The following is a 24,670-nucleotide window of genomic DNA, read 5'->3' as shown; positions in this document are numbered from 1 at the left end:
ACGCAGTACCTCAACGCGGCCGCCGTGGCCGCGACGGGCTCTCTCATCTTCAATAAAGGTCAGTACCTCATGGAAAAGCACAGCCAAATGCAAGCCGTCGTCTGCCACGGCCCCAAAGACTACCGCCTGGAGCGCATCAGCAAACCCCAGGCGCGGCCCAATGAACTGGTGATCCGCATTGCCGCCTGCGGGATCTGCGCCAGTGACTGCAAATGCCACTCGGGCGCGGCGATGTTCTGGGGCGGCGACAACCCGTGGGTCAAGGCGCCGGTGGTGCCGGGGCACGAGTTTTTCGGCTATGTGGAGCAAGTGGGCGAGGGCGCCGAGGAACACTTCGAGGTCAAGGTCGGCGACAAGGTGATCGCCGAGCAGATCGTGCCCTGTGGCAAGTGCCGCTTCTGCAAGTCCGGCAAGTACTGGATGTGCGAGGTGCACAACATCTTCGGCTTCCAGCGCGAAGTGGCCGAAGGCGGCATGGCCCAGTACATGCGCATCCCCAAGACCGCCATCGTGCACAAGATTCCCGAGGCGGTGTCCCTGGAGGATTCGGCGTTGATCGAGCCCATGGCCTGCGCGATCCATACGGTCAACCGTGGCGACCTGCAACTCGATGACGTGGTGGTGATTGCCGGCGCCGGTACCCTGGGCCTGTGCATGGTGCAGGTGGCCGCGCTGAAGACCCCGAAAAAACTGGTGGTGATCGACATGGTCGACGAACGCCTGGCGTTGGCGAAAAAATACGGCGCCGATGTAGTGATCAACCCCGCCCGGGACGACGCCCGCGCGATCATCAATGGCCTGACCGACAACTACGGCTGCGACGTGTATATCGAGACCACCGGCGTGCCGGCCGGCGTGACCCAGGGCCTGGAGTTGATCCGCAAGCTGGGGCGTTTTGTCGAGTTCAGCGTGTTCGGCGCCGAGACCAGTGCCGACTGGTCAATCATTGGCGACCGCAAGGAACTGGACGTACGCGGCGCGCACCTGGGGCCGTATTGCTACCCGGTGGCCATCGACCTGTTCGAGCGTGGCCTGGTGACGTCCAAGGGCATCGTCACCCATGACTTTCCGCTGGATAACTGGGCCGAAGCGTTCGACCTGGCCAACTCGGTGAAGTCGATCAAGGTGCTGCTCAAGCCGGGGCAATGAGTATGAAATACGTGATTGGCGTGGACATTGGCACCCAGAGCACCAAGGCGCTGTTAGTGGATGGCGAGGGGCGGATCATCGCCCAGCACAGCGAGGGCTATCGCGTGGACACGCCAAAAGTGCGCTGGGCCGAGCAATGGCCACAGGTCTGGCTGGATGCAGTGCAGGCCTGTGTGGCCGAGTGCATGGGCAAGGCCGGGGTCGCCAAAGAACAGGTCAAGGCGCTGTGCATCAGCAGCCTGTACGGCGGCTCGGGGATAGCCGTGGATGGCGCCATGAAACCGTTGCACCCCTGCCTGATCTGGATGGACCGCCGCGCCGGCGAACAGGTGGCCTGGGTGCGCGAGCAGGTCGACCTGGAGCGCCTGTTCGCGGTCACCGGCAACTCGCTGGACAGCTACTACGGTTTCACCAAAATGCTCTGGCTCAAGCAGCACCAGCCCGAGGTCTGGGCCAACACCCGCTACCTGTTGCCGCCCAACAGCTACATCAATTACTGCCTGACCGGTGAGGTGGCGGTGGATCACAGCAGCGCCGGCAATATCGGCGGGGTCTACGACGTGGTGGCGCGCGGCTGGTCGGCCGAGATGCTGGCGGCGCTGGATATCCCGTTGGCGATGATGCCCGAGCGCCTGCTGTATTCGGGCGAAGTGGTGGGCGGCCTGCTGCCGGAATGGGCACAACGCCTGGGCCTGGCGGCGGGCATGCCGGTGCTGGCCGGGGGCGTCGATGCGGCCATGGCGACCCTGGCGGCCGGTGTCACCCAGCCGGGCAACCACGTGGCGATGATCGGCACCAGCATGTGCTGGGGCTACCTCAACCAGCAGGTGGATGCCCGGCATGGCCTGGTGAGCATGCCCCATGTCTACAACGGCCAGCAGGACCTGTACATCTTTGGCGGCGCGATTACCGCCGGGGCCTCGGTGAGCTGGTTTCGCGAGCAGTTCTGCCAGGCCGAGGAGCAACAGGCGCGGGACACCGGCCAGGACAGCCTGTGGCTGCTGGAACAGAGCGCGCGCCAGATCCCGGCGGGCAGTGAAGGGCTGTTGTTTTTGCCGTACCTGATGGGTGAGCGCAGCCCGGTGTGGGATGACCAGGCCAGCGGCAGTTTTGTCGGCCTGAACCTGTATCACAGCCGCATCCACCTGTACCGCGCGGTGCTCGAAGGCGTGAGTTTTGCCCTGCGGCACAACATCGAGGCGGGCATGCGCGGCGCCCATTCACTGGACCCTCGGCTGATCGTGGTGGGTGGCGCGAGCCATTCGGATTTGTGGATGCAGATTATCGCGGATGTCACCCGTTACCCGGTGTACACCATCGTCCAGGAAGTGGAGGCGGCGCTGGGCGCGGCGTTGTTGGCGGCGTATGCGGTGGGGTTGGTGGACGAGGGGCAGATGGCGCAGGGGTGGGTGCAGTTGGAGCTGCGGGCTGAGCCTGGGGCTGAGAATGTACAGGCGTATGACCGGGCGTTTGCGGACTACCTGAAGCTGTATCCGGCACTCAAGCCGGTGATGCACAGCCTGCAAACGAGTTAAGTGAACACGGACCAAAATGTGAGAGCTGGCTTGCCTGCGATAGCGGTGTATCGGTCACCAATGTGTTGGCGCACACGCCGCCATCGCCGGCAAGCCAGCTCCCACATGAGCTCTCTATTGCTTTGGGATATTCATTGATGACCACCACCTTCGATTTCACCCACCAACGCATCCTCGTCACCGGCGCCACCAGCGGCATTGGCCGGGAAATCGCCCTGCAACTGATCGCCAGCGGCGCCCAGGTCTGCGCCATCGGCCGTGACGCCCAGGCCCTGTCCCTATTGGGCTGTGAAACCCTGTGCCTGGACATCGCCAACAGCGCCGCCCTGGACCTGGCCCTGAAGGACCTGCCGCCGATGCACGGCCTGGTCAATTGCGCCGGGATCTCGCGCCTGGAACCGGCAGCGGCGATCAGCAGCGCCGCCTTCGACCACGTGATGAACGTCAACGCCCGCGCCGCCGCGCAAGTCGCCAGCCGGGTGGCGGCGGCGATGATTGCGGCAGGTATCGCCGGCAGTATCGTCAACGTCTCCAGCCAGGCCTCGCTGGTGGCGCTGGACGATCATCTGGGCTATTGCGCGTCCAAGGCCGCCCTGGATGCGATCACCCGTGTGCAATGTGCCGAATGGGGACGTTTCGGGATCCGGGTCAACAGCGTCAACCCCACCGTGACCCTCACGCCCATGGCGCAACAGGCCTGGGCCGACCCGGCCAAGCGCGACCCGGCCCTGGCGGCGATTCCCCTGGGGCGCTTTGCCCAACCCCGGGAAGTGGCGTTGCCGGTGCTGTTTTTGTTGAGTGACGCGGCGAGCATGATCAGCGGGGTCAGCCTGCCGATCGATGGCGGCTACACCAGCCGCTAGCCGTTCTCCAACTTGCCGGCGATCACCACCTTGTCCCGGGGTTTGTACGGGTCTTGCAGGCGGTCGAGCAACAGGCGCACCGCACTGCAGCCGGCCAGCGACGCATCGTGGGCCACGCAGGCAATCGGCACGCCGAAGATATCGGCAAACGGCAGGCGGTCGATGCCGCAGATGGTCAGGCTGTCGTGGGGGATATTGTGCATGCGCAAGGCGCGCAGGGCGCCCAGGGTGATCAACTGGTTGAAGCCCATGATCGCATCCGGCGCGCAGTGGGCGGCCAGGTAGTCGAGGGTGTGCAGGTAGGAGGGCATCAAGGTGTAGTCGCCGGCGCACACTTGGACCTGCACCTGGGGATGCTCGGCGAGCACTTCGCGCAGGCCCTTGAGGCGCTCTACGGTGATGCGCGAATGCTCGGGCCCGGTCAGCACCAGCAGGCGCTTGAGCGCGGGGTTGTGGCGCAACAGGTACTGCGCGGCCTCGATCCCGCTGTGGTAGTTGTCCAGCACCACGCGGCTGAACGGGCTGTCGTGGATCGTGCGGTCGAGCAGCACCACCGGGGTCTTGCCGTTGCCCAGGCGCTCCAGGTAATCGGGCTGGTAGTCGGGCTCGTCGGAGACCGGCGAGAGGATGATCCCCGCCACGCGATAACCGAGCAGGGTGTCCACGGCCTTGCTTTCCAATTCCTCCAGCTCGTCGGTGTCCACCAGCATGATGGTGTAGCCGTGCTTTTTCGCCTCGCGGGAAATCGCCTTGATCATTTCGCTGTAGAACGGGTTGTCCACTGACGCGGTGATCACCCCGATGATCAGGCTTTCGCTGCGCTTGAGACCGCGGGCGAAGGCGTTGGGCACGTAGTCCAGCTCGCGCGCCACCTCAAGGATCCGCGCCAGGGTGGCGGGCTTGACCAGGTCGGGTTTGCTCAACGCCCGCGACACCGTGATGGTGGTCATATTGACCCGTTTGGCGATGTCGCTGATGGTGACGGATTTTTTCTTGTTCATCGGCAGGTGGGACCAGGAGAAAACATCAGGAGGCTAACATGGGCACCGGTTCAAAGCACCGGATCCCAACGCTGTGACCAATCGCTCTCGGCCTTGACCACCCCGCGCAGCAGCACCAGGGCCTGTTGCAGGATCGCCGAATCACGCTCGCGCGAGTACACAAGGTAAGTCGGGAAACTGAACTCCGGGGCCTTGGGCACGCGCTCCATCACTCCGCTTTCAAGGTAACTCTGCACCACCCGCGTGCGGAAATAACCGCTGCCGCCATTCTCCAGGATGTACTGCAAGGCCAGCGGCCCGAGGTTGAAACTCACGGCGGCGCGGGCCTTGTCCGGCAGGGCGGCGTCGTGTTGCTGGCGAAAGCCCGGGCCCCAGTCGATATACACATAGGGATCGGGACGGCTGGCCAGGCGCACCAGGATCAGTTTCTCCTCCAGCACCTGCTCCACCTGCAACCCCGGCCAGTACTGCGGCTGGAACACCAGCGCGGCGTCCAGCACGCCCAACTCCAGCTGGCGCAACAGGTATTCACCGTCACGCACTTCGGTGCGCAGCGCATGGCTGGGGATGTGTTCGCGCAGGGCCTTGGCCCAACCGAGCATCAACGGGTTGCACAGGCTGACTTCGCCGCCGATATGCAACACATTGCGATAACCCTCGGGCAACGGCAGGTCGCGGCGCGCCGCTTCCCAGGTTTGCACCAGTTGATTGGCATACACCACAAACGCCTCGCCATCGGCCGTCAACCGCGCCCCGGCGCGGTTGCGCACAAACAGGGTGCTGTCGAGCTGGCTTTCGAGCTTTTGCACGCGAGCGGTGATGGCGGTCTGGGTGACGTGCAGCTTCTCGGCGGCTGCGGCCAGGCTGCCGCAGCGGGTGATTTCGAGGAAAGTGCGTGCCAGTTCGATGTCCATGTCGGCTCCGGAGGGGGTGGAGGGGCATTGTAGTGTGACAATCGCAGATCGGTCTGTGAAATGCGCTTCAATGTGGGAGCTGGCTTGGCTTGGCTGCAATGGGCATGAGTATCTACGCCGCTCGCACGTTTGGGTGTGTGTACATATCCGTTGCTGCGGTCATGGCCACTTAGGGTTCCGCCCTTACGGCGGCTCACTTTGGAAAAGCCCCAAAGTAAGCAAAGGGCTCTTGCCCCACCACTCGGCACCTCGCCTAGGCTCGGTGTGCCCGTCATCCGACATTGATTTGGGGGGCCGCCGCGATGGGCCATCCCTGGCCCAGCGCGGCTAACCCGGCGTCCTGCCGGGTTACCCCCCAAATCAATATCGGATGACGGCCAGCGTGGTTTAACGGGGCGCTTAAGATCAAAATCACAAGCAAAGCGAGGCGGCCTGACAGCCGACCTGGTTATCGAAGCGTGCACGTACCCCTGTAGGAGCGGGCTTGCCCGCGATGACGGCAGGTCTGCCAACAGATTCATCGACTGATACACCGCCATCGCAGGCAAGCCCGCTCCTACAGGGGAATGCAGCTTCGCGCTCTGGCTTTGCTGTTGCCCTGCTTTTGATCTGGCTTTTGATCTCAGGCGCCCCGTCAAACCACGATGGCCGCAGGCAGGTATTGCGCAGTGGGCACCCCGGCAGGATGCCGGGTTACCCCCCAAATCAATATCGGATGACGGCCAGCGTGGTTTGACGGGGCGCTTAAGATCAAAATCACAAGCAAAGCGAGGCGGCCTGACAGCCGACCTGATCGTCGAGGCGTACGCGTACCCTGTAGGAGCTGGCTTGCCTGCGATGACGGTAGGTCTGCCAACAGATTCATCGACTGATATACCGCCATCGCAGGCAAGCCAGCTCCTACAGGGGAATGCAGCTTCGCGCTCTGGCTTTGCTGTTGCCCTGCTTTTGATCTGGCTTTTGATCTCAGGCGCCCCGTCAAACCACGATGGCCGCAGGCAGGTATTGCGCAGTGGGCACCCCGGCAGGATGCCGGGGTAGCCGCGACACGGCCATGGATGGCCGATCGCGGCGGGCCCACGGAGCAATGCCTGACTGCGGGCATGCCGAGCCTAGGCGAGGCACCGAGTGGTGGGGCAAGAGCGTTTTGCTTACTTTTGCGCTCTTCAAAAGTGAGCCGCTGTAAGAGCGGAACCCTAAGTGGCCGTGACCGCAGCAACGGATATGTACACAACCCCAAGAACCATCAAAAAATTGTGTAGATACCCATGCGCATCGCAGCCAAGCCAGCCCCCCCATTTGCTTGGGAGTCAGCCCAAGTCTTTCGGCGCCTGCAAGTGCTGGGTCGGGAATGCCTGGGCGTATACCTGGCACACCCGCAACACCTGCTCATCGGCAAACCGCGCACCCACCACATGCAAGCCCACCGGCAATCCATTGGCCGCCAACCCGCACGGCACCGAGGCCGCCGGCTGCTGGGTGAGGTTGAACGGATAGCTGAACGGCGTCCACTCCATCCATTCGCCCAGCCCAGAGCCCGGTGGCACGTTATGCCCGGCGTCAAAAGCGGTGATCGGCAGCATCGGCGAGACCAGTAGGTCGTAGTGCTCATGGAACGCCGCCATGCGCGCCACCAATGCCGCCCGGGCTTCCAGGGCCGCGTTGAAGTCGCCCAGGCTGAGGCGTTCGCCCTGTTGCGCAATGCGCAGCAGGCCGGGGTCGAGCAGGTCGCACTGGGCGCCGCTAAACTGCCCGGTCAGGCGCGCCGCGCCGGCGAACCACAGGGTGTTGAACACCTCCAGCGGGTCGCTGAACCCCGGGTCGATCTGTTCCACATGCGCCCCGAGTTGCACCAGGCCCGCGACTGCCTGCGCGACCACCTTGGCCACCTGCGGGTCGACGTCCACGTAGCCAAAATCAGGGCTGTAGGCGATGCGCAGGCCCTTGAGGTCCGTGCCCGGCGTGAGCCATGGCGTGTTGCGCGGCGCGCCGATCAGGCCGTCACGGGCGTCCGGTTGGGCCACGGTTTGTAGCATCAGCACGGCATCTTCCACGGTGCGGGTCATCGGGCCCAGGTGCGAGAGGATCGTCATCGAGCTGGCCGGCCATTGCGGCACGTAGCCAAAGGTCGGCTTGATCCCGAAGGTGCCGGTAAAGGCGCAGGGAATGCGGATCGAGCCGCCGGCATCGCTGCCCTGGTGCAATACGCCAAGGTTCAGCGCCGCCGCCGCGCCCGCGCCGCCGGACGAACCACCGGCCGTGGTGCGCGTGTCCCAGGGGTTGCGGGTGATGCCGTACAGCGGGTTGTCGGTCACGCCTTTCCAGCCGAATTCCGGGGTGGTGGTCTTGCCCAGCAACACTGCACCGGCCTTGCGCATAAACGCCGAAAAAGGCGCATCGACGTCCCACGGCCCGGTGGCGGATGAGGTGCGTGAGCCCTTGCGCGTGGGCATGCCTGCCGTCAGGGTCAAATCCTTGATCGACGCTGGCACCCCGTCCAGCGCACCGCAGGGTTGGCCCTTGAACCAGCGCTGTTCCGAGGCCCGCGCGGCGTTCAAAGCGCCTTCGGGATCGACGTGGCAGTACGCGTTGACCGCCGGGTTGTAGCGCTCGATACGCAGCAACGTGTCTTCGGTCACTTCCACCGGCGACAGGCTTTTATCGCGGTAGCGTGCCAGCAGTTGCACGGCCGTCAGGTTGGCGATATCAGTCATGCCGCGGGACCTCCCTGGGCTGCGTTGACCATGGCCCGCAGCAACACCGCGCAGCCGGCGGCCAAATCATCCGGCGCGGCATTTTCGATTTCGTTGTGGCTGATGCCGCCTTCGCACGGCACAAAAATCATCCCGGCCGGGCCCAGTTCAGCGACAAAAATTGCGTCGTGCCCGGCGCCGCTGACAATGTCCATGTGGCTCAGGCCCAGCACCTGGGCGGCATCGCGCACGGCGTTGACGCAGGTGGGATGAAAGTCCAGCGGCGGGAAGTCGGCGGTGGGCGTCAGTTCATAGCTCAAGCCATGCTGCTGGGCTGTGGCCTCGATCACCTGGCGCACTTCATCGACCATGGCCTGCAGCTTGTCGGCATGCAGGTGGCGCAGGTCGATGGTCATCTGCACTTGGCCTGGGATCACGTTGCGCGAGCCCGGATGCAGGGTCAGGCAGCCGACCGTGCCGCAGGCGTGAGGTTGCTGTTGATGGGCAATGCGGTTGACCGCGCTGACCACCTGCGCGGCACCCACCAAAGCATCCTTGCGCAGGCGCATGGGCGTGGGGCCGGCGTGGGCCTCGACGCCGGTGAACGTCAGGTCGAACCACTTCTGGCCCAGGCAGCCCATGACCACGCCAAGGGTGATGGCCTGATCTTCCAGCACCGGGCCCTGCTCGATATGCGCCTCGAAATAGGCGCCCACCGGGTGCCCGAGTACCGCGCGCGGGCCGGCGTAGCCAATGCGCTGCAACTCGGCGCCCACCGACAGGCCTTGCTCGTCCTGCTTGTCGAGGGTCTCCTGCAGGTCGAATTTGCCGGCAAACACTCCCGAACCCATCATGCACGGCGGGAAGCGCGAGCCTTCTTCGTTGGTCCACACCACCACTTCAATCGGCGCTTGGGTCTGGATCTGCAAGTCATTCAGGGTGCGGATCACTTCCAGGCCGGCCATCACCCCATAGCAGCCGTCGAACTTGCCGCCGGTGGGCTGGGTGTCGATATGGCTGCCGGTCATCACCGGTGGCAGGTCCGGGTTAAGTCCGGCGCGGCGGGCAAAAATATTGCCGATCGCATCCACAGTGACGCTGCACCCGGCCGCCGTACACCACTGCACAAACAGGTCGCGGGCCTGGCGGTCGAGGTCGGTCAGGGCCAGGCGGCACACGCCGCCCTTGGCCGTGGCGCCGAGTTGGGCCAGGTCCATCAGCGACTGCCACAGGCGGTCGCGGTTGATCAGCGGGGCGTTGCTCTTGAGCGGTTGCGCAAAACTATTCATCAGCAGTCTCCGGTCAGGCACTCAGGGCCAGGTAGCGGTTCTTGATCGTCGGGTCGGCGCGAAAGGCCTCGGCGCTGCCTTCGTAGACCACGCGGCCCTGTTCGAGCACGTAGTGGCGGTCGGCAAGCTTGTCGCAGACCAACAGGTTCTGCTCCACCAGCAACACCGGCAGGCCGTCCTCCTTGATCTTGCGCAGGATCTTCACCAGTTCGTCGACGATCACCGGGGCCAGGCCTTCGGTGGGTTCGTCGAGGATCAGCAGCTTGGGATCGTTGAGCAGGGCGCGGGCGATGGCCAGCATCTGTTGTTCGCCCCCGGACAACGCATGGCCGGCGTTTTTGCGCCGCTCCTTGAGGCGCGGGAACATCGCGTACACGTCCTCCATCTGCCAACGGCTGGTCTTGCGCACGGCGATGCGCAGGTTTTCTTCCACCGTGAGCAGGCGGAAGATCCCGCGGTTCTCCGGCACCAGCGCCAGGCCCTGGCGGGCAATTTCAAAGATTTTCTGCCCCACCAGCGGTTTGCCGTTGAAGTGAATCTGCCCCTGGCGCGGGCAGATAATCCCCAGGATGCTGCGCAGGGTGGTGGTCTTGCCGGCGCCGTTACGGCCGAGCAGGGTCACCAGTTCGCCGGGGTTGACGGTCAGGGACACGCCCTCCAGGACGTGGCTCTTGTCGTAGTAGGAATGGATATTGTCGACGGTCAGCATCAGGCGGCCTCTCCCAGGTAAGCAGTGCGTACGCGTTCGTCGGCGCGCACGAATTCCGGTGTGCCTTCGACCAGGATCTGCCCGTGGCTCATCACCGTGATGCGTTGGCTGATGGACATGACGATGCTCATGTTGTGCTCGATCAGCAGCACCGTATGGTCACGGCCCAGGTCGCTGATCAGTTGGGTCATGATCGGGATGTCGTCGATGCCCATGCCCGAAGTGGGCTCGTCGAGCATCAACAGCTTGGGCTTGGAGCAGATCGACATGCCCACCTCCAGCACCCGTTGCTGGCCGTGGGACAGTTCACCGGCCAGGGTCTCGGCGCGGGCGGTGAGTTGCAGGCGCTCCAGGACCTGGTCGGCCATCTCCAGGTGTTCGCGCTGGCTATCCACCCGCCGCCAGAAGTTCAGGGCCCGTGCGCCGTCACGGCCCTGGGCGGCCAGGCGCAGGTTTTCGCGCACGCTGAGGTTCTGGAACAGGCTGGTGAGCTGGAACGAACGGGCCATGCCCAGGCCCACACGGCCGTGGGCCGGTTTGCGCATCAGGTTCTGGCCGTCGAAGTGGATTGCGCCTGCGGTGGCCTGGCGCTCGCCGGTCAGGCAGTGAAACAGGCTGGTCTTGCCGGCACCGTTGGGGCCGATGATGGTGTGGATGGTACCGGCCTCGACCTTGAGATTGACGCCGTTGACGGCATGGAAGGCGCCGTAGGCCAGTTCCAGGTCTTTGGTTTCCAACAGGATGCTCATAGCAGCTCCTCCTTGGTCACGGCGGCGGCCTTGCGGCTGCCACGCACACGTTCGAACAGCGCCGACAGGCCGCCCCACAAGCCTCCGCGCATAAAGATCACCACCAGGATCAGGATCACCCCCAGCAGCATCAGCCAGCGTGGCCACAGGTCGGAGAGAAAGTCCCCCAGCAGCACAATGGAGCCGGCGCCCAGCAATGAGCCGAACAGCGAGCCGGTGCCGCCGACGATGGTCATGATCAGGATGTTCTCCGACATCACCAGGTCGATATTGGACAGCGGCACAAAGTGCAGGAGCATGGCGTACAGCGCCCCGGCAATCCCGGTGACCGCGCCAGACAGCACAAACACCAGGATCTTGAAGTGGCGCGTGTCGTAGCCGATGGCCGAGGCGCGGGTTTCGTTTTCGCGGATCGCCATCAGCGTGCTGCCGAACGGTGACGCGATGACCCGGCGTGCGCCGATAAAGATCAGCAGGAACAGCACCGCGACAAAGCCATAGAACACCCGGGCGTCGGCCAGGGACAGCAGCACCGTGTCACCGATGCGGATTTCCGGGCGTGGCACACTGAGCAGGCCGTTGTCGCCGCCGGTCCAGTCGCTCAGGGTGTAGGCCAGGAAGTAGGCCATCTGGCTGAAGGCCAAGGTCAGCATCACGAAGTAGATGCCGGTGCGGCGGATCGCCAGGGCGCCCACCAGGAAGGCCAGGAACCCGCCGACCAGGGCCGCGCCGAGCAGCGCGCTGAACAGGCCCAGTTGCAGGTGGATCATCAGCAAGGCGGCGCAATAGGCACCGGCGCCGAAGAAGATGCCTTGGCCGAACGACAGCAGCCCGGTGTAGCCCAGCAACAGGTTGCAGGCCAGGGCGGCGAGGGCAAAGATCAGGATCTCGGTGGCCAGGGTCGCCGAGGGCAGGATCAACGGCAGGCCGATCAACACCGCCAGCACCCACAGCAACATGGCCCTGGATTGGGTCTTGGCGAACGGCAGGGGGTTTTTCTCACTCATCTCAAGCTCTCCCAAACAGGCCATAAGGGCGTACCAGAATCACCACGGCCATGGCGCCGTAGATCATCAGGCTCGCGCCTTGGGGCCACAGGGTGGTCATCAGGCTCTGCACCACGCCCACCAGCAGGCCGCCCACCAGGGCGCCGCCGAACGAACCCATGCCGCCGATCACCACCACCACGAAGGCGATGCCGAGGATCTCCGGGCCGACAAAGGGCTGGGCACCGCGCAACGGGGCAAACAGCACCCCGGCGATCCCGGCCAGGGCCACGCCAAGGGCGAAGGTCATGGAGAACAGGCGGAAAATATTGGTGCCCAGCAGGGATACCGTCTCGGTGCTTTCACTGCCGGCCCGCACCAGGGCGCCAAAGCGCGTGCGCTCCAGCAGCAGCCACAGGCCCAGGCCCACCAGCCCCGAGAACACAATCAAAAACAGGCGGTAGTAGGGGTACACGAAGTCGCCGACCACCAGTACCCCGCGCAGCAGTTCCGGCACGGCGACGCTCTTGCCCACCGGGCCCCAGATCATCACGCTGGCTTCCTGGATGATCAACGCAATGCCCAGGGTCACGAGGATCTGGAACATGTGCGGCAGGTGGTAGATGCGCTGGATCAATAATCGCTCGATCAGCCACGCCAGCGCGGCCACCACCAGCGGCGCGATCAGCAGGGCCAGCCAGAAGCTTTCGGTGAGGCTGACGACGGTGTAGCAGATGTACGCGCCCAGCAAAAAGAACGCGCCGTGGGCGAAGTTGACGAAGTTCAACAGGCCGAAAATGATCGTCAGCCCGACCGCAATCAGAAAGTAGATCATCCCCAGGCCCAGGCCGTTGAGAATCTGGAACAGGTAAAGATTGAGCATGCAGGAATCCTCCAACAGGCGGCCGCGGTCAACGGCCCTGTCGTGTGTTACCGGTGAAAGTGGGCGGATCAGCCGAGCTTGCAGCCCGTGGCTTCTACCGGTGGGAACGACTGGCCGGCGCTGAGGACTTTGGCCAGGTCATCCTTGTCGGCCATGTCGCCCGTGGCCTTGCCCACCAGCAGGTAGTAATCCTTGATCACCTGGTGGTCGCCGGCGCGGATCGTTTCCTTGCCGGTCGGGCCGTCGTAGCTCAGGCCCTGCATGGCCTTGGCCACGGTGGGGCCGTCGAAGCTGCCGGTGGCCTTGATGGTGTCGAGCATGACCTTGGTGCTGATGTAGTCGGCGGCCAGCGGGTAGGTGGGGTTGATCCCGTACTTGGCCTGGGTCAGCTTGACCAGTTCGCGGTTGAGCGGGGTGTCGACCTGGTGCCAGTACTGCGCGCCGAGGTACACGCCTTCGAGCACATCGCTGCCCAGTTCCTGGAACTGGTCGAGGCCTGCGGACCACACCAGCAGCACTTTCATGCGCTCCTTGATACCGAAGTTGACGGCCTGGCGCAGGGTGTTGGAGGACTGGCTGCCGAAATTCAGCAACACCAGCACATCGGGCCGGGCGGCGATGGCGTTGGTCAGGTAGCCGGAGAATTCCTGTTCCTGCAATGAGTGATAGCTGTTGCCCACGTGCTCCAGGCCGCTTTCGGCCAGCACGCTCTTGGCGCCTTCGAGCAACGCTTCGCCGAACACGTATTGCGGGGTGATGGTGTACCAGCGCTTGGCCTCGGGCAGCAGCTTGATCAGCGGCACCAGGGTTTCGCGGATCGCGCCATAGGTGGGCACCGACCAGCGGAAGGTCGCGCCGTTGCAGTCCTTGCCGGTGACTTCATCGGCGCCTACCGGGGTCATGAACACCCCGCCAACCTTATCGACTTCCTTGGCCACCGCCAGCGCCGAGGACGACAGGGTGCAGCCCTGGAAGAACCGCGCGCCGTCCTGGCCAATCGCCTCCTGGACCTTGCGCACCGCCTTGCCGGCGTTGCCTTCGGTGTCGATCACCTTGTAGTTCAGTGGGCGCCCGAGGAGCTCGGGGTACTGCGCCACGGCCAGGCGTGAGCCCATGTCGGCAAACTTGCCATAGCTGGCAAAGGCGCCAGACATGGACTTGAGGCCGTAAAAGGTAAACGGTTCGGCGGCGAATGCCCCGCGCACGCTCAGCGGAAGGCTGAGCGCGGCGGCGGCGGTGAGGCTGGCTTTCAACAACGTACGACGCTGCATGGGGTGACTCCCTGGTTTAGTTATTGGCAGGAGTGGCAATGGCGATACGGTGGAGCACGGCCTGTGGGCAGGCCTTTTTTATTGAAGTCAAACACGGTCGAAACTGTAGGAGCTGGCTTGCCTGCGATAGCGGTTGATCAGTTGAGAAAACTTGCCTGACCGACCGCTATCGCAGGCAAGCCAGCTCCTACAGGGATTTGTGGTGTGTTCAGGAGTGGTCGAACTCCAGCAAAAAGTGTGGGCTGACCTGGCCTTCCAGCGCGGTCATGTGGTGTTCGGCGTCGCACATGTGTTCATGCATCAGGCTGCGCACGGCCGCTTCATCGTTGGCACGAAACGCGCTCAACAGTTGCTTGTGATAGTCCAGGTTGGCCGCGTCGAACTGCTTGCGCTTGGGCTTGTAGGCCTTTTTCAGCACCACCAGGTCGCGCAGCAGGTCGTTGAGGAACTGCGCCATGAAACTCAGCAGCGGGTTGGGGCAGGCCCTGGCCAGCAAATTGTGGAACTCCAGTTCCGCCAGGCGTTGCTCACGCTGGCCGGCTTCGCTGTCTTCCGGGGCGCTGCAAAAGTCCACGTTGTCTTGCAGGGCGCGATAGTCGTCTTCGCTCAGGCGCCCCAGCACCGACACGGCCAGCTCCACCTCGATCACTTTGCGCAACTGGTACACCTGCTCGCCATCCAGGTGCTGGAAGTGCAGGTAGTTGCGCAAGGCACGGCTGGCCGGCTCCGTGCCGGCCTGGTTCAGGTACGCGCCACCGGTTGGGCCGGTGCGGGTGCTGACCAGGCCTTCGACCTCCAGGGCCTTGAGCGCTTCGCGGGCCGAGCCCTTGGAGCACTGGAAGCTCTCCATCAGCTCGCGCTCGGTGGGCAAGCGGTCGCCGGGCTTCAAGGCATCGGTGACGATCGAGCGCTTGACCGACTCGACAATCACATCGGAAAGCTTCTGGCGTTTGCGTCGCAGGGGGCGGCTGAGCATGGTTTTCTATTTATCGTATTAATGCGGATAAATAGCACTTAATAGGGGTTGGGGCGGGGCGTCAACGGCGGGGGTCGTTTTCAGTGAAAACAGGTCGTAAATCACGTCCAGGGGCCCATGTGGGAGCGGGCTTGCTCGCGAATGCGGTGTATCAGCCGACATACCCATCACTGACCCACCGCCTTCGCGAGCAAGCCCGCTCCCACAGTTGATGTGCAGCGTTCATGAACCTTGAGCCTGGCGCAGTAATTGCGTGCCTTGGTGCTCCAGTCTTTGTGCAGGAGCACCCGAGCATGCAATTACGAGCCTTGCGGTATTTTCACGAGGTGGCGCGCTGCGCCTCGTTGCGTAAGGCGGCCGAGCGTTTGTACGTCACGCCCACTGCCGTCAGCCGGCAGATCGAACACCTGGAGCACTTCTTTGGCGCCGCGCTGATTGAGCGCGGCCCGCGCGGTATCCGCCTGACGGTAGAGGGCGAGTGCCTGGCCGAGCAGGTCACCAGTACCCTGCGCGGCCTCGATCAGGTGCGCGATGTGATCGCCAGCCGGCAAAGCCAGGTGGCGGGTAACATCAGCATTCATGTGTCAGAAAGTATCGTTTCCACGGTACTGGCGCCGGTACTCGCGGCGTTCTACCGGGCGCACCCCAAGGTCACGTTCAATATCGTGATCGCCAGCGCCTCGGCCACTCTGGATGCACTGTGCAGTGGCGAGGCCGACCTGGGCCTGGCGTTCTATCTGCAGGAGCGGGCCGATGTGGAAGTCACCGCGCAATGCGAGTTGTGGCACCGCGTACTGGTCAGCGCCGAACACCCGTTTGCCCAGCGCGACAGCATTGAGTTGCGCGAGCTTGAAGGCCAGCCCCTGGCCATTCCCGACTCGGCGTACGGCGTGCGCCAGGCCTTGGAGGCGGCGGCGAAAAAGCGTGGGGTGACGATCCAGCCGGTGTTTACCACCAGCTCCCTGGAAGTGCAGAAAAGCCTGGCCCGGCAACGGGCGGCGGTCTTGATCCTGCCCCAGGTGGATGCCGATGCCCGCGACCTGGGTGATGGCCTGGTGGCGGTGCCGATTGCCGATGAGCACCTGGGGCGGATTCGCATTGACCTGTGCGGCTACCGCAACCGACCGCGCTCGGTGGCGGTCCTCAAATGCCAGGACATGCTGGCCAGCGCCATGCAGCGTTGCGCGCTGGTGGACTAATCGGCCAGGCAACGGGTCGACGACGGCGGCTGTCTGCCCTGGGCCAGGTAGATGCCGGCCCAGCGGTTCACGCACTGGCTGGCATCGGTGGTGGTGCTCTGTAGATAGGGGCCCTTGAGCCGCAGGGTGGCGGGCAGCGTGTCGGATGCCTGGGCGGTGCTTGCGTCGGGCTCGATCAGCACCATGCGCTCGACACGGTCGGCAAACAATTGGGCGTACTCGGCACCCAACAGATTGCCCTGGGCGATGCCCAGGAAGCTGACGCGTTGCTCCCCCAGTTGCTGGCGCACGAACTCCATGTCCCACGCCGATTGTTCATTGGCCACGCCCTTGCGCGGGCTTAGTTCAACGACGTCGTAGAGGCGCGTCAGCGTGCGGTATGCCTCGGTGTTGTAGTACTTCCAGACGGTTGCCAGATGCACCGCGAACACCCCATGCAAATTCGCCTGGGCCGTGGCCGGTCGCGCGAAGATCACGCCCCGGCGCTCCAGGGGCTGCTGGGCACCGACCCGGGTGAGGGTCAGGCGGTAGGTGCGTGCGTCAGGGGCCTGGTGGTCCAGCGGCACGGTGACAATGCCGCACTGGGTACGCGCCACCACCTCCTGGTCAAGCGCCCGCCCGGGCAGGCGCGGGCAATCCACCAACCATTCGATACCGGGCGCCGCGGCATGGCCGGGAGAACTCAAGAGCATCATCCATCCACTGATGAGGCAAAGCGCTGCTGCTTTCAAAGGTTTCATCCGCGTTCCTGGGTAACCGTCCATAGGGAACAGGCTTTTTACCAAGGGCGGCGGCGAGCCAATGCCGGAGCAGTCGCATGTAGGGTGTAAGAATTCTGAATTTTACCCGTCGGCAACTGCTGATGCCGACGGGCGGGTGTCAGAACAGGTTGATGGGGAAATTGCCGACGATCCTGAATTCGTCATAGCTGCCGTCAATCTGCCCGCCACTGGCGCGGTGGTTGTAGACGATGGTGCGCAGGACCGAGTTTTTCAACTTCCCCGATTGCACCACATACGCCAGCATCAAGCCGTTTTCGTTGTGCTTGGCGTTGTCCAGCCCGCGCACGTTGTAGCCGGTGTTGTGGCCGTTGCGATCACCCTCGTAGTGCGTGCCGTCGATGCCCCAGCCCTTGGCGTGCCACAGGCTGGCGGTCAGGCCGGGCACGCCGTAGGCGGCCAGGTCAAGGTCGTAGCGCAGTTGCCAGGATTTTTCGTTGGGGCCGTTGTAGTCCGAGTACAGCGAGTTGGCCATGTAGTTGCCGGTGGACTCCCACACATAGTCGAAGTACTCGTTGCCGAACACCTGTTGCCAGGCCAGGGTCAGGCTGTGGGCCTGGTGGTTGGCAGTCACGGCCAGGCTGGCGGCGTCGTTGTCGATGTAGCCCAGGCGCTGCTGGCCGGAGTCCTCGGTGTGGTAGTAGTGCAGGGCGGTCTTGAGGGCGAGCGTGTTTTTGTCGCCGATGCGATGGGTCAGCCCCAGGTAGTACTGGTCCCACATGTCCTCGAAGCGCGAGCCGTAGAGGCTGGCTTCCAGGCCGTAGCCCGGCTTGAGCGTGGCCCCCAGGTAACTGATGCGCGCGCCGCTGTAGGCGCGGTTGCCGAAGGTGGTGGTCAGGCGCTCGGCGCCGGTGCCGGTGCGCGGGATGGCCCGGTCGAAACTGCCGCCCTGGATCGACAGCCAGTCCAGTTCGTTGCTGTACAGGCCCACGCCCTGGAAGCTGGAGGGCAGGGCGCGGTTGTCCTTGTAGCGCAGGATCGGGTTGTCGGTCATCAGGCGCCCGGCCTTGAGCTCGGTATTGGACAGGCGCAACCGCACATCGCCCACCCCCAGCCGGCTCCAGGTCGGGATCGCATCGCCGTCGCTGTCCACCAGCACGCGGTCGCCGCCATTGGCCACCTTGCCATGCCCGCGCTGCAGGTTGACCGCACTGAATACGCCGACATCCACCCCCACGCCAATCACACCCTGGGTGTAGCCGGAGCTGTATTTGAGCATGGCGGTCTGCACCCAGGTTTCGCGCACGCGGGTGCGTTCGATGCCACCGGGTTTCTTGATGCTCAGGTAGGTGCTGCGCTGGGTGTGCTGGTTGGAATAGTAGTGACGCAGGTTCAGGTCCAGGCTGCTGCCCTCGATAAAGCCGGGGGCACTGGCCTGGGCGTTTTCTTGCGCATAAGCCTGGGCGCCGGTCGCCAGGGTGGCGGCCAGGAAAAGACGTGGATACATGGTTAATCCCCACACAAAGAAGAAACTGTAGGAGCGAGCTTGCTCGCGAAAAGCCGGAGACCGCCGCGTGCATCCAGAATGCGCGCGTTATCGTTGACGGTCTTCGCGAGCAAGCTCGCTCCTACATGAAGAGTGCATACGCGCTGTTCAGCGAACCGGGGCTTCTGTGAGCCGGGTTTCGCGGGCCGGGGTGCCGGGCAGCACGGGCCGGGTTTCCTTGGCGAACCAGGCAGCGGTGAGGCACACCAGGTTGGCGATCAGCAGGTACCACACCGGTGACATCGGGTCGCCCGTGGTGCCGATCAACCAGGTGATGATGATCTGCGCAGTGCCGCCAAACGCCGCCACACCAAAGGCGTAGACGATGGAGAAACCGGTGGAGCGCACGGATTTGGGGAAGCTCTCCACCAACAGCACGATCAACGCCGCGCCGCTCATGCCATGCAGGCCCGAGAGCACTGCCAGGGTCAGGAGGAAGGTCGACGGGCTGGGGTGTTCGGTCATCAATTGCAAGGCCGGGAACAGGATCAGCAACAGCACCACCCGGGGCGTCATCAGGATCACCCGGCGCCCGAAACGGTCGCACAACATGCCGCCGGCCACCGCGCACACCGCCATGGCCGCGCCGGCCACCAGGGTCGAGAGCATGGAAATACTGGTGGGCAACTTCAGCTCTGTCAGGGCAAAGGTGGTCATGTAGTTGAGGAAGTACTGGGTGATGGTGCTGCCCGAGAGGATCAGCAAACCCAGGACCAGCGCGCGCCGATGCTTGCCGCAGACTTCGCGCACCAGATCGCCGGTGCTGGTGGTTTCGCCCTGGCCGTGGAAGGTCTCGGCCAGGTTACGGCGGATATAGATTCCAATCGGCAACACCAGCAGGCCAAACACGAACGGCACGCGCCAGCCCCAGCTGTTGAGGTCTTCGGGGGACATCACTTTGGTCAGGGTATAACCCACCAGCCCTGCGGCCATGGCGGCGACACCCTGGGCCACCACTTGCCAACAGGCGTAGGTGCCGCGTTTGTGCGCTGGCGCGGCTTCCAGGATATAGGTGGTGGCGGGGCCGGCTTCACCGCCCCAGGCCAGGCCCTGGATCATGCGGGTGACCACCAGCAGGATCGGCGCGGCAATCCCGATGGTCTCGTAGCCGGGCAATATCGCAATACTGCCGGTGCCCACCGCCATCATCACCAGGGTCAGCAACATCGCCGGCTTGCGCCCGACGCGGTCGGCGTAGGCGCCAATCAGCACCGCGCCCAGGGGCCGCACGATAAAGCCGATGCCAAAGGCGGTGACCGAGAGCATCAAGCTGACGAAGGCGCTGTCGGACGGGAAAAACGTGTGGCCGATCATCACCGCGAAGGTCGCGTAGACCCCAAAGTCGAAAAACTCCACGGCATTGCCCAGCACCACGGCAAAGATGCTCTTGCGGCCGGCGTCCGGCGATGGCGTTTCGGGTGTGTACTCGGGACCCTCGCGAGTCAATTGTTCAGTGTGCATACCAGCCCCTCGGTTTTAGTTATAGGTCGCCCAGGCCCCGGCCTTGTGGCCGGGGAGCGGGCGTGTGGGTGGGCAGTTCAGTTACAGCGTCAAGGTCAGTTCGGGTTCGGCCATTGGTGGATTGCGCCACGCCAGCTCTCATAGGTTTTTGCGATTTGCAGCAGCCAGATATCGGCAAAGCGGGGGGCGATCATCTGCAGGCCGATGGGCATGCCATCGGCGGCGTAACCACAGTTGATCGACAGCGCCGGTTGCTCGCCCATGTTCCAGGGCACGGTGAACACGATGTGTTCGAACGGCAATTGCGGGTTATTGCTCGGCGATGGCCATTGGGCGGGGAACGCGTTGACCTGGTTGGTGGGCGACAGGATCAGGTCCAGGTCGCTGAAGGCCTGGGCGGCGCGGCGGCGCATCTCGAAGGTCTGGTTGAACCCCTGCACCGCCTGTACGCCGCTGATGTCGGCACCAGGGGCGGCCCAGTCGCGGATGTACGGCAAGACTTTATCGAACTGCTCGCTGCTCAAGGCCGACAAGTCGCCCCATTGCCGGGCGCGCCAGAACTGGTCGAGGCCGTCGAGCTGGGCGCGGTCCATGATCGGCGGGATCAGCGTGACCCTGGCGCCATGGGCTTCGAACAGGCGCGCGGCGTGCTCCACCGCCTCACACACGAAACCTTCCGGTTGCAGGCCGGCACCTGGCTCGAGCATCAGCCCGACCCGCAGGCCCCTGACCGACAGCGGCTGGTTGCTCCACTCGCTTGTGAGCGGCGGCAGGCTGGTGGCGTCGCGGGCGTCGGGGCGGGCCAGGTGCTGCATCATCAAGACGCAGTCGTCCACCGTGCGGGTCATCGGCCCGGCGGTGCGGCCGGTGTAGTACGGGTCGATCGGGATGCGCCCCAGGGTCGGCTTGAACCCCACCAGGCCACACCAGGCGGCGGGCAGGCGCACCGAGCCGCCGATATCGGTGCCGATATGCAACGGCCCGTAACCGGCGGCGGCCGCCGCGCCAGCCCCCGAGCTGGAACCGCCGGTGTTGTTGGCGGTGTTCCACGGGTTGCGGGTGATGCCATGGAAGCTCGACAGGCCGGAGGAGAGCATGCCGAAATCCGGGACAGTGGTCTTGGCCAGCACAATCGCCCCGGCTTCGCGCATCCGCGCGGCGGGCGGGGCGTCCCTGAGGGCCGGGGTCAGGCGGGTGGCGGCGCTGCCGAGGGGAATCGGCGTGCCTTCGGTGGCTATCAGTTCCTTGATGGTCACGGGCACACCATCGAGCACGCCATTGGGCTGGCCTTTGTTCCAGCGCTCGGTGGCGGCCTGGGCTTGCCGGCGTACCTGCTGTGGATCGAAGGCGTACAGCGCGCGGATCTGCGGCTCCCAGCGGTCGATATGGCCCAGCAGGTGGTCGTAGTAGTCGATGGGGGAGAGCTGGCGGCTGGCGAACTGCGCCAGCAATTGCGTGGCCGTGAGGTCGTGAAGATCGGTCATTGAGCGCTTCCTGGTGATGGGCCCTGGGGCTCATGGCGGGTGGCTGTTGGACCCGACTATATAAACCCTGGGCAGCAGCGACCATCACATTCGAAGCGGTGCAGTGTTGCGTTTTTGTGTGCACTCAATTGTCACGACTCTGGGCGCCGGCAATCCCTAATACCAGTCAGTCAAGCGCAGATCCCCTGTGGGAGCGGGCTTGCCCGCGATAGCGGCGGTTCGGCCACTATTTGTGGCGGCTGGTATACCGTCATCGCAGGCAAGCCAGCTCCTACCTTTGATTTGTGGTGTGGCCCAAACTACTGCCCCGACGCACATCCCCTGTGGGAGCGGGCTTGCTCGCGAAAGCGGTGGTTCGGCCACTATTTGTGGCGGCCGGTATACCGCCATCGCAGGCAAGCCAGCTCCTACCTTTGATTTGTGGTGTGGCCCAAACTACTGCCCCGACGCACATCCCCTGTAGGAGCGGGCTTGCCCGCGATAGCGGCGGTTCAGCCATTATTTTTGGCGGCTGGTATACCGCCATCGCAGGCAAGCCAGCTCCTACCTTTGATTTGTGGTGTGGCCCAAGCTTTTGCCCCGACGCACATCCCCTGTGGGAGCGGGCTTGCTCGCGAAAGCGGCGGTTCGGCCACTATTTGTGGCGGCTGGTATACCGCCATCGCAGGCAAGCCAGCTCCCACCTTTGATTTGTGGTGTGGCCCAAGCTTTTGCCCCGACGCACATCCCTGTGGGAGCGGGCTTGCCCGCGATAGCGGCGGTTCGGCCACTATTTGTGGCGGCTGGTATACCGCCATCGCAGGCAAGCCAGCTCCTACCTTTGATTTGTGGTGTGGCCCAAGCTTTGCCCCGACGCAGATCCCTTGTGGGAGCGGGCTTGCTCGCGAAAGCGGTGGGTCAGTCAATATCAATGTTTGCTGGGCCGACGTCTTCGCGAGCAAGCCCGCTCCCACATTTGATCTTCACTGCGTTGAGCATTGCGTTCGCTTGACTGATCGGCATTACGGCAAGCCCGCTCCCACACTGGATCAGCGCAACAATTGCTCGATGGCTTTGCATACCCGTGGATCATCACAATGCGCCACATTGAAGCGCATAAAATCATGCAGCCCCGGCTCATACCCAAACAGTGCCCCCGGCGCCAACACCATGCCGCGCTTGAGCCCGGCCTCGGCCAGTTGTTCACACTTGACCCCGGCCGGCAGGCGCGCCCAGATAAACATCCCAGCTTCATACCCCATGGGCAGCTCACAGCCACAGCGGCGCAACCACTGTTCCACCCGCGCACCGGCTTCCAGCAGGCGCTGGACCATGCGCTTGCGGTGCCGCGCATAGCTGCCTTCGCTGAGCAGGCGGTAGACCAGTTGCTCGAACAACTCCGAGGTCACGCCGCCGCTCATCAACTTCATGTTGGTCAGGTTGGCCGCCAGTTGCGGCGCCGCCACCACATAGCTGACCCGGGTATTGGCGCTGAGGGTTTTCGAGAAGCCCGACAGATAGGTCACCTGCTCCAGCCCGGCGAGTGCCGCCAGGCGGGGCGGCGGGTTGGGGTGCAGGTCGCCGTAGAGGTCGTCCTCGATGATATGGCAGTGATACTGGCGCATCAGTTGCAGCAGCCCAAAGGCCTGGGCCGCGCTGAAGGAATGGCCGGTGGGGTTGTGCAGGATGCTGGTGGTCACATACAGGCTGGGCCGTTCCTCGCTGAGCAACTGCTCCAGGGCCTCCAGGTCGAAACCATCCGGGCCGCGCGGCAGTGTCACCACCTTGACCCCATGCAGCGCCAGGTTGGCGTGGAAGTTGAAGTAGCACGGCGCATCCAGCAGCACCGTGTCACCGGGGCGGGCCAGCAGGCGCATCAACATGTCCAGGCCTTGCAGGGTACTGGGGGTGGTGATGATCTGTTCCACCGGCACCGCCAGGCCATCGCCCAGGAGTTTTTGTTGCAGGGCCTGGCGCAGCGGCAGGAAACCCGCCGGCGTGCCCATGCCGGCAACCCGCAGGGACGGGGCCCGTACCACACTGCGCAGGGCCTGGCGCATGGTCTCGGAATCGAGCCAGTCTTCGGGCAGGTGGCCGCCACCGGGGCGCAGTTCGCCCTGGCCGGTCAGCATCGGCCGGCGCAGCACACTGAGCAAATCCTGGGGCAGCAGGTCCACCCAGTTGCTGGACGATGGCTGCGTCTGGCGCTGGGCCACAAAGTGCCCGCGGCCCTGGCGCGAGGTCAGCAGGTGTTGGCCGCGCAGGCGGTCCAGGGCTTCATTGACGGTGAATTTTCCGACACCCAACTGTTGCCCCAGCTCACGCACCGACGGCAGTTTGCTGCCAGCGGCCAATTCGCCTTGTTCGATGGCACGGGCGAACGCCTCGACGATCTGCTGGACCTTGGGGGCGCGCTCATGAAAGTGGATCTGCGGAAGGGCCATCGCGATGTCCTGAAGTTTGCCGGTCACTTTACCGGTAAAGCCTGCATGAATAACCGCCGAGTTTACCTGCCCGGCGCCGGATCTGCGCCCTAGACTGCGCAACATTCCTTGCCGCCGTGAAATTACCCACCATGGTCACTGCCCTTACGCTGTCTTCGTTCCTGTATTTCCTGGTGTTGTGCAGCACCCTGGCCTTCAGCCCCGGCCCCATGACTCTGCTGCTGCTGAGCCTGGGGCTCAAGGACGGCCTGCGCCACTCCTTGCCGGCACAGTTCGGGGCCAGTGTGTCATACCTGATTTCGATCCTGATCTTTGCCGTGGGCTTTTCCGAGCTGATCAAGGGCTACCCGCTGATTACCCAGGGCATCCAACTGGTGGGCGTGGCTTACATTCTGTACCTGGCCTACAAACAGTGGACCAGCAGCGGCGTGCAGATCAACACCAGCGGGCAAGGGCCAGAGACGCCCCGTGGCTTGTTCGGCAAGGGCTTGCTGACCGGCCTGTCCAACCCCAAGGCGATCATTCTGTTCAGCGCAGTGTTCCCGCAGTTTGCCGCCGTGGGGCAGGACAGCGCCGCCGGCGACATCGCGATCCTCGGCCTGACCTTCCTGGTCCTGCAGTTCGCCAGCGGCTGCCTGTATTGCTACTTCGGCCAGCGCATCAAGCATGTGCTCGAGTCGCCGCGCAAGCGGGTGCTGTTGCAGAAGGTCACGGCGGTGTTGCTGCTGGCCGTGGCGATGTTACTGGCCCGTGGTTTCTCCAGCTAGGCGCCTGGCGTCAAGGGTTTGGCAAGGTGATGGGCGCCTGGGATAACCCTCTG

The 24,670-nt window shown here is 64.1% G+C and carries 20 protein-coding genes and 1 pseudogene; 5 read left to right on the top strand and 16 right to left on the bottom strand.

Annotated features, from left to right (window positions below; genetic code table 11):
• Positions 1 to 69: 69 nt before the first annotated feature.
• The 3 genes from HBO05_RS26865 (at position 70) to HBO05_RS26855 (ending at position 3,547) form a co-directional block, all read left to right on the top strand.
• Complete coding sequence (locus tag HBO05_RS26865; RefSeq protein ID WP_170057867.1) at positions 70 to 1,149, top strand: alcohol dehydrogenase catalytic domain-containing protein; 1,080 nt, start codon at positions 70 to 72, stop codon at positions 1,147 to 1,149.
• A 2-nt stretch (positions 1,150 to 1,151) separates the two neighbouring features.
• The gene (locus tag HBO05_RS26860) at positions 1,152 to 2,684 is read left to right on the top strand and encodes an FGGY-family carbohydrate kinase (RefSeq protein WP_172314756.1); all 1,533 of its coding nucleotides are present in this window, start codon (positions 1,152 to 1,154) and stop codon (positions 2,682 to 2,684) included.
• Positions 2,685 to 2,821: 137 nt separating this feature from the next.
• On the top strand, positions 2,822 to 3,547 hold the full coding sequence (locus tag HBO05_RS26855; protein ID WP_170043523.1) for an SDR family oxidoreductase: 726 nt from the start codon (positions 2,822 to 2,824) through the stop codon (positions 3,545 to 3,547).
• Here the strand turns inward: HBO05_RS26855 and HBO05_RS26850 are convergent.
• The 10 genes from HBO05_RS26850 to HBO05_RS26805 form a co-directional block, all read right to left on the bottom strand.
• A complete protein-coding gene (locus HBO05_RS26850) occupies positions 3,544 to 4,548 on the bottom strand; it encodes a LacI family DNA-binding transcriptional regulator (protein ID WP_172314703.1) in 1,005 nt (334 codons plus the stop codon). The genes HBO05_RS26855 and HBO05_RS26850 overlap by 4 nt on opposite strands.
• Positions 4,549 to 4,598: 50 nt before the next feature.
• On the bottom strand, positions 4,599 to 5,462 hold the full coding sequence (locus HBO05_RS26845) for a LysR family transcriptional regulator (protein ID WP_169956860.1): 864 nt from the start codon (positions 5,460 to 5,462) through the stop codon (positions 4,599 to 4,601).
• Positions 5,463 to 6,772: 1,310 nt separating this feature from the next.
• Positions 6,773 to 8,176, bottom strand: a complete 1,404-nt coding sequence (locus HBO05_RS26840) for an amidase (protein WP_172314701.1) — start codon at positions 8,174 to 8,176, stop codon at positions 6,773 to 6,775.
• Positions 8,173 to 9,444: a Zn-dependent hydrolase gene (locus tag HBO05_RS26835; RefSeq protein WP_169956858.1), complete on the bottom strand. Its 1,272-nt coding sequence runs from the start codon at positions 9,442 to 9,444 to the stop codon at positions 8,173 to 8,175. The genes HBO05_RS26840 and HBO05_RS26835 overlap by 4 nt, the downstream gene beginning before the upstream one ends.
• 13 nt (positions 9,445 to 9,457) lie before the next feature.
• On the bottom strand, positions 9,458 to 10,153 hold the full coding sequence (locus HBO05_RS26830) for an ABC transporter ATP-binding protein (RefSeq protein ID WP_169956857.1): 696 nt from the start codon (positions 10,151 to 10,153) through the stop codon (positions 9,458 to 9,460).
• The gene (locus HBO05_RS26825; RefSeq protein ID WP_169956856.1) at positions 10,153 to 10,902 is read right to left on the bottom strand and encodes an ABC transporter ATP-binding protein; all 750 of its coding nucleotides are present in this window, start codon (positions 10,900 to 10,902) and stop codon (positions 10,153 to 10,155) included. The genes HBO05_RS26830 and HBO05_RS26825 overlap by 1 nt, the downstream gene beginning before the upstream one ends.
• On the bottom strand, positions 10,899 to 11,909 hold the full coding sequence (locus HBO05_RS26820) for a branched-chain amino acid ABC transporter permease (RefSeq protein ID WP_169956855.1): 1,011 nt from the start codon (positions 11,907 to 11,909) through the stop codon (positions 10,899 to 10,901). Before HBO05_RS26820 ends, HBO05_RS26825 begins: the two co-directional genes overlap by 4 nt.
• A gap of 1 nt (position 11,910) precedes the next feature.
• Positions 11,911 to 12,771: a branched-chain amino acid ABC transporter permease gene (locus HBO05_RS26815; protein ID WP_169956854.1), complete on the bottom strand. Its 861-nt coding sequence runs from the start codon at positions 12,769 to 12,771 to the stop codon at positions 11,911 to 11,913.
• Between the two features lie 68 nt (positions 12,772 to 12,839).
• Positions 12,840 to 14,042, bottom strand: coding sequence for an ABC transporter substrate-binding protein (locus HBO05_RS26810; RefSeq protein ID WP_169956852.1), 1,203 nt, complete (start codon positions 14,040 to 14,042; stop codon positions 12,840 to 12,842).
• Positions 14,043 to 14,250: 208 nt separating this feature from the next.
• Positions 14,251 to 15,018, bottom strand: a complete 768-nt coding sequence (locus HBO05_RS26805; protein WP_057441603.1) for an FCD domain-containing protein — start codon at positions 15,016 to 15,018, stop codon at positions 14,251 to 14,253.
• Between the two features lie 293 nt (positions 15,019 to 15,311).
• Between HBO05_RS26805 and HBO05_RS26800 the strand changes: the two genes are divergently transcribed.
• Positions 15,312 to 16,217, top strand: coding sequence for a LysR family transcriptional regulator (locus tag HBO05_RS26800; protein WP_169956851.1), 906 nt, complete (start codon positions 15,312 to 15,314; stop codon positions 16,215 to 16,217).
• Here the strand turns inward: HBO05_RS26800 and HBO05_RS26795 are convergent.
• The 6 genes and pseudogenes from HBO05_RS26795 to HBO05_RS26775 form a co-directional block, all read right to left on the bottom strand.
• Positions 16,214 to 16,909 carry an alpha/beta fold hydrolase gene (locus tag HBO05_RS26795; RefSeq protein ID WP_169956850.1) on the bottom strand — a complete coding sequence of 232 codons (696 nt, stop codon included), beginning with the start codon at positions 16,907 to 16,909 and terminating at the stop codon, positions 16,214 to 16,216. The two genes, HBO05_RS26800 and HBO05_RS26795, sit on opposite strands and share 4 nt — an antisense overlap.
• 187 nt (positions 16,910 to 17,096) lie before the next feature.
• Positions 17,097 to 18,443 carry an OprD family outer membrane porin gene (locus HBO05_RS26790; RefSeq protein WP_172314699.1) on the bottom strand — a complete coding sequence of 449 codons (1,347 nt, stop codon included), beginning with the start codon at positions 18,441 to 18,443 and terminating at the stop codon, positions 17,097 to 17,099.
• A 23-nt stretch (positions 18,444 to 18,466) separates the two neighbouring features.
• Positions 18,467 to 18,556 (bottom strand): annotated as a pseudogene (locus HBO05_RS29490) (outer membrane lipoprotein carrier protein LolA); the annotation flags it as partial.
• A 34-nt stretch (positions 18,557 to 18,590) separates the two neighbouring features.
• Complete coding sequence (locus tag HBO05_RS26785; protein ID WP_262381466.1) at positions 18,591 to 19,943, bottom strand: citrate-proton symporter; 1,353 nt, start codon at positions 19,941 to 19,943, stop codon at positions 18,591 to 18,593.
• A 95-nt stretch (positions 19,944 to 20,038) separates the two neighbouring features.
• Entirely contained in the window at positions 20,039 to 21,427 is a 1,389-nt protein-coding gene (locus tag HBO05_RS26780; protein ID WP_172314697.1) for an amidase, read from the bottom strand.
• 1,028 nt (positions 21,428 to 22,455) lie between these two features.
• A complete protein-coding gene (locus HBO05_RS26775; protein ID WP_172314752.1) occupies positions 22,456 to 23,850 on the bottom strand; it encodes a PLP-dependent aminotransferase family protein in 1,395 nt (464 codons plus the stop codon).
• Between the two features lie 131 nt (positions 23,851 to 23,981).
• Between HBO05_RS26775 and HBO05_RS26770 the strand changes: the two genes are divergently transcribed.
• Positions 23,982 to 24,617, top strand: coding sequence for a LysE family translocator (locus tag HBO05_RS26770; RefSeq protein ID WP_169957171.1), 636 nt, complete (start codon positions 23,982 to 23,984; stop codon positions 24,615 to 24,617).
• The last annotated feature ends 53 nt before the right edge of the window (positions 24,618 to 24,670 follow it).

Source organism: Pseudomonas sp. WS 5079 (genome assembly GCF_012985465.1).
In the GTDB taxonomy this organism is placed as follows: domain Bacteria; phylum Pseudomonadota; class Gammaproteobacteria; order Pseudomonadales; family Pseudomonadaceae; genus Aquipseudomonas.
Note: the sequence above shows the minus strand (reverse complement) of the source record. Positions and strands in the feature narration are given on the sequence as shown.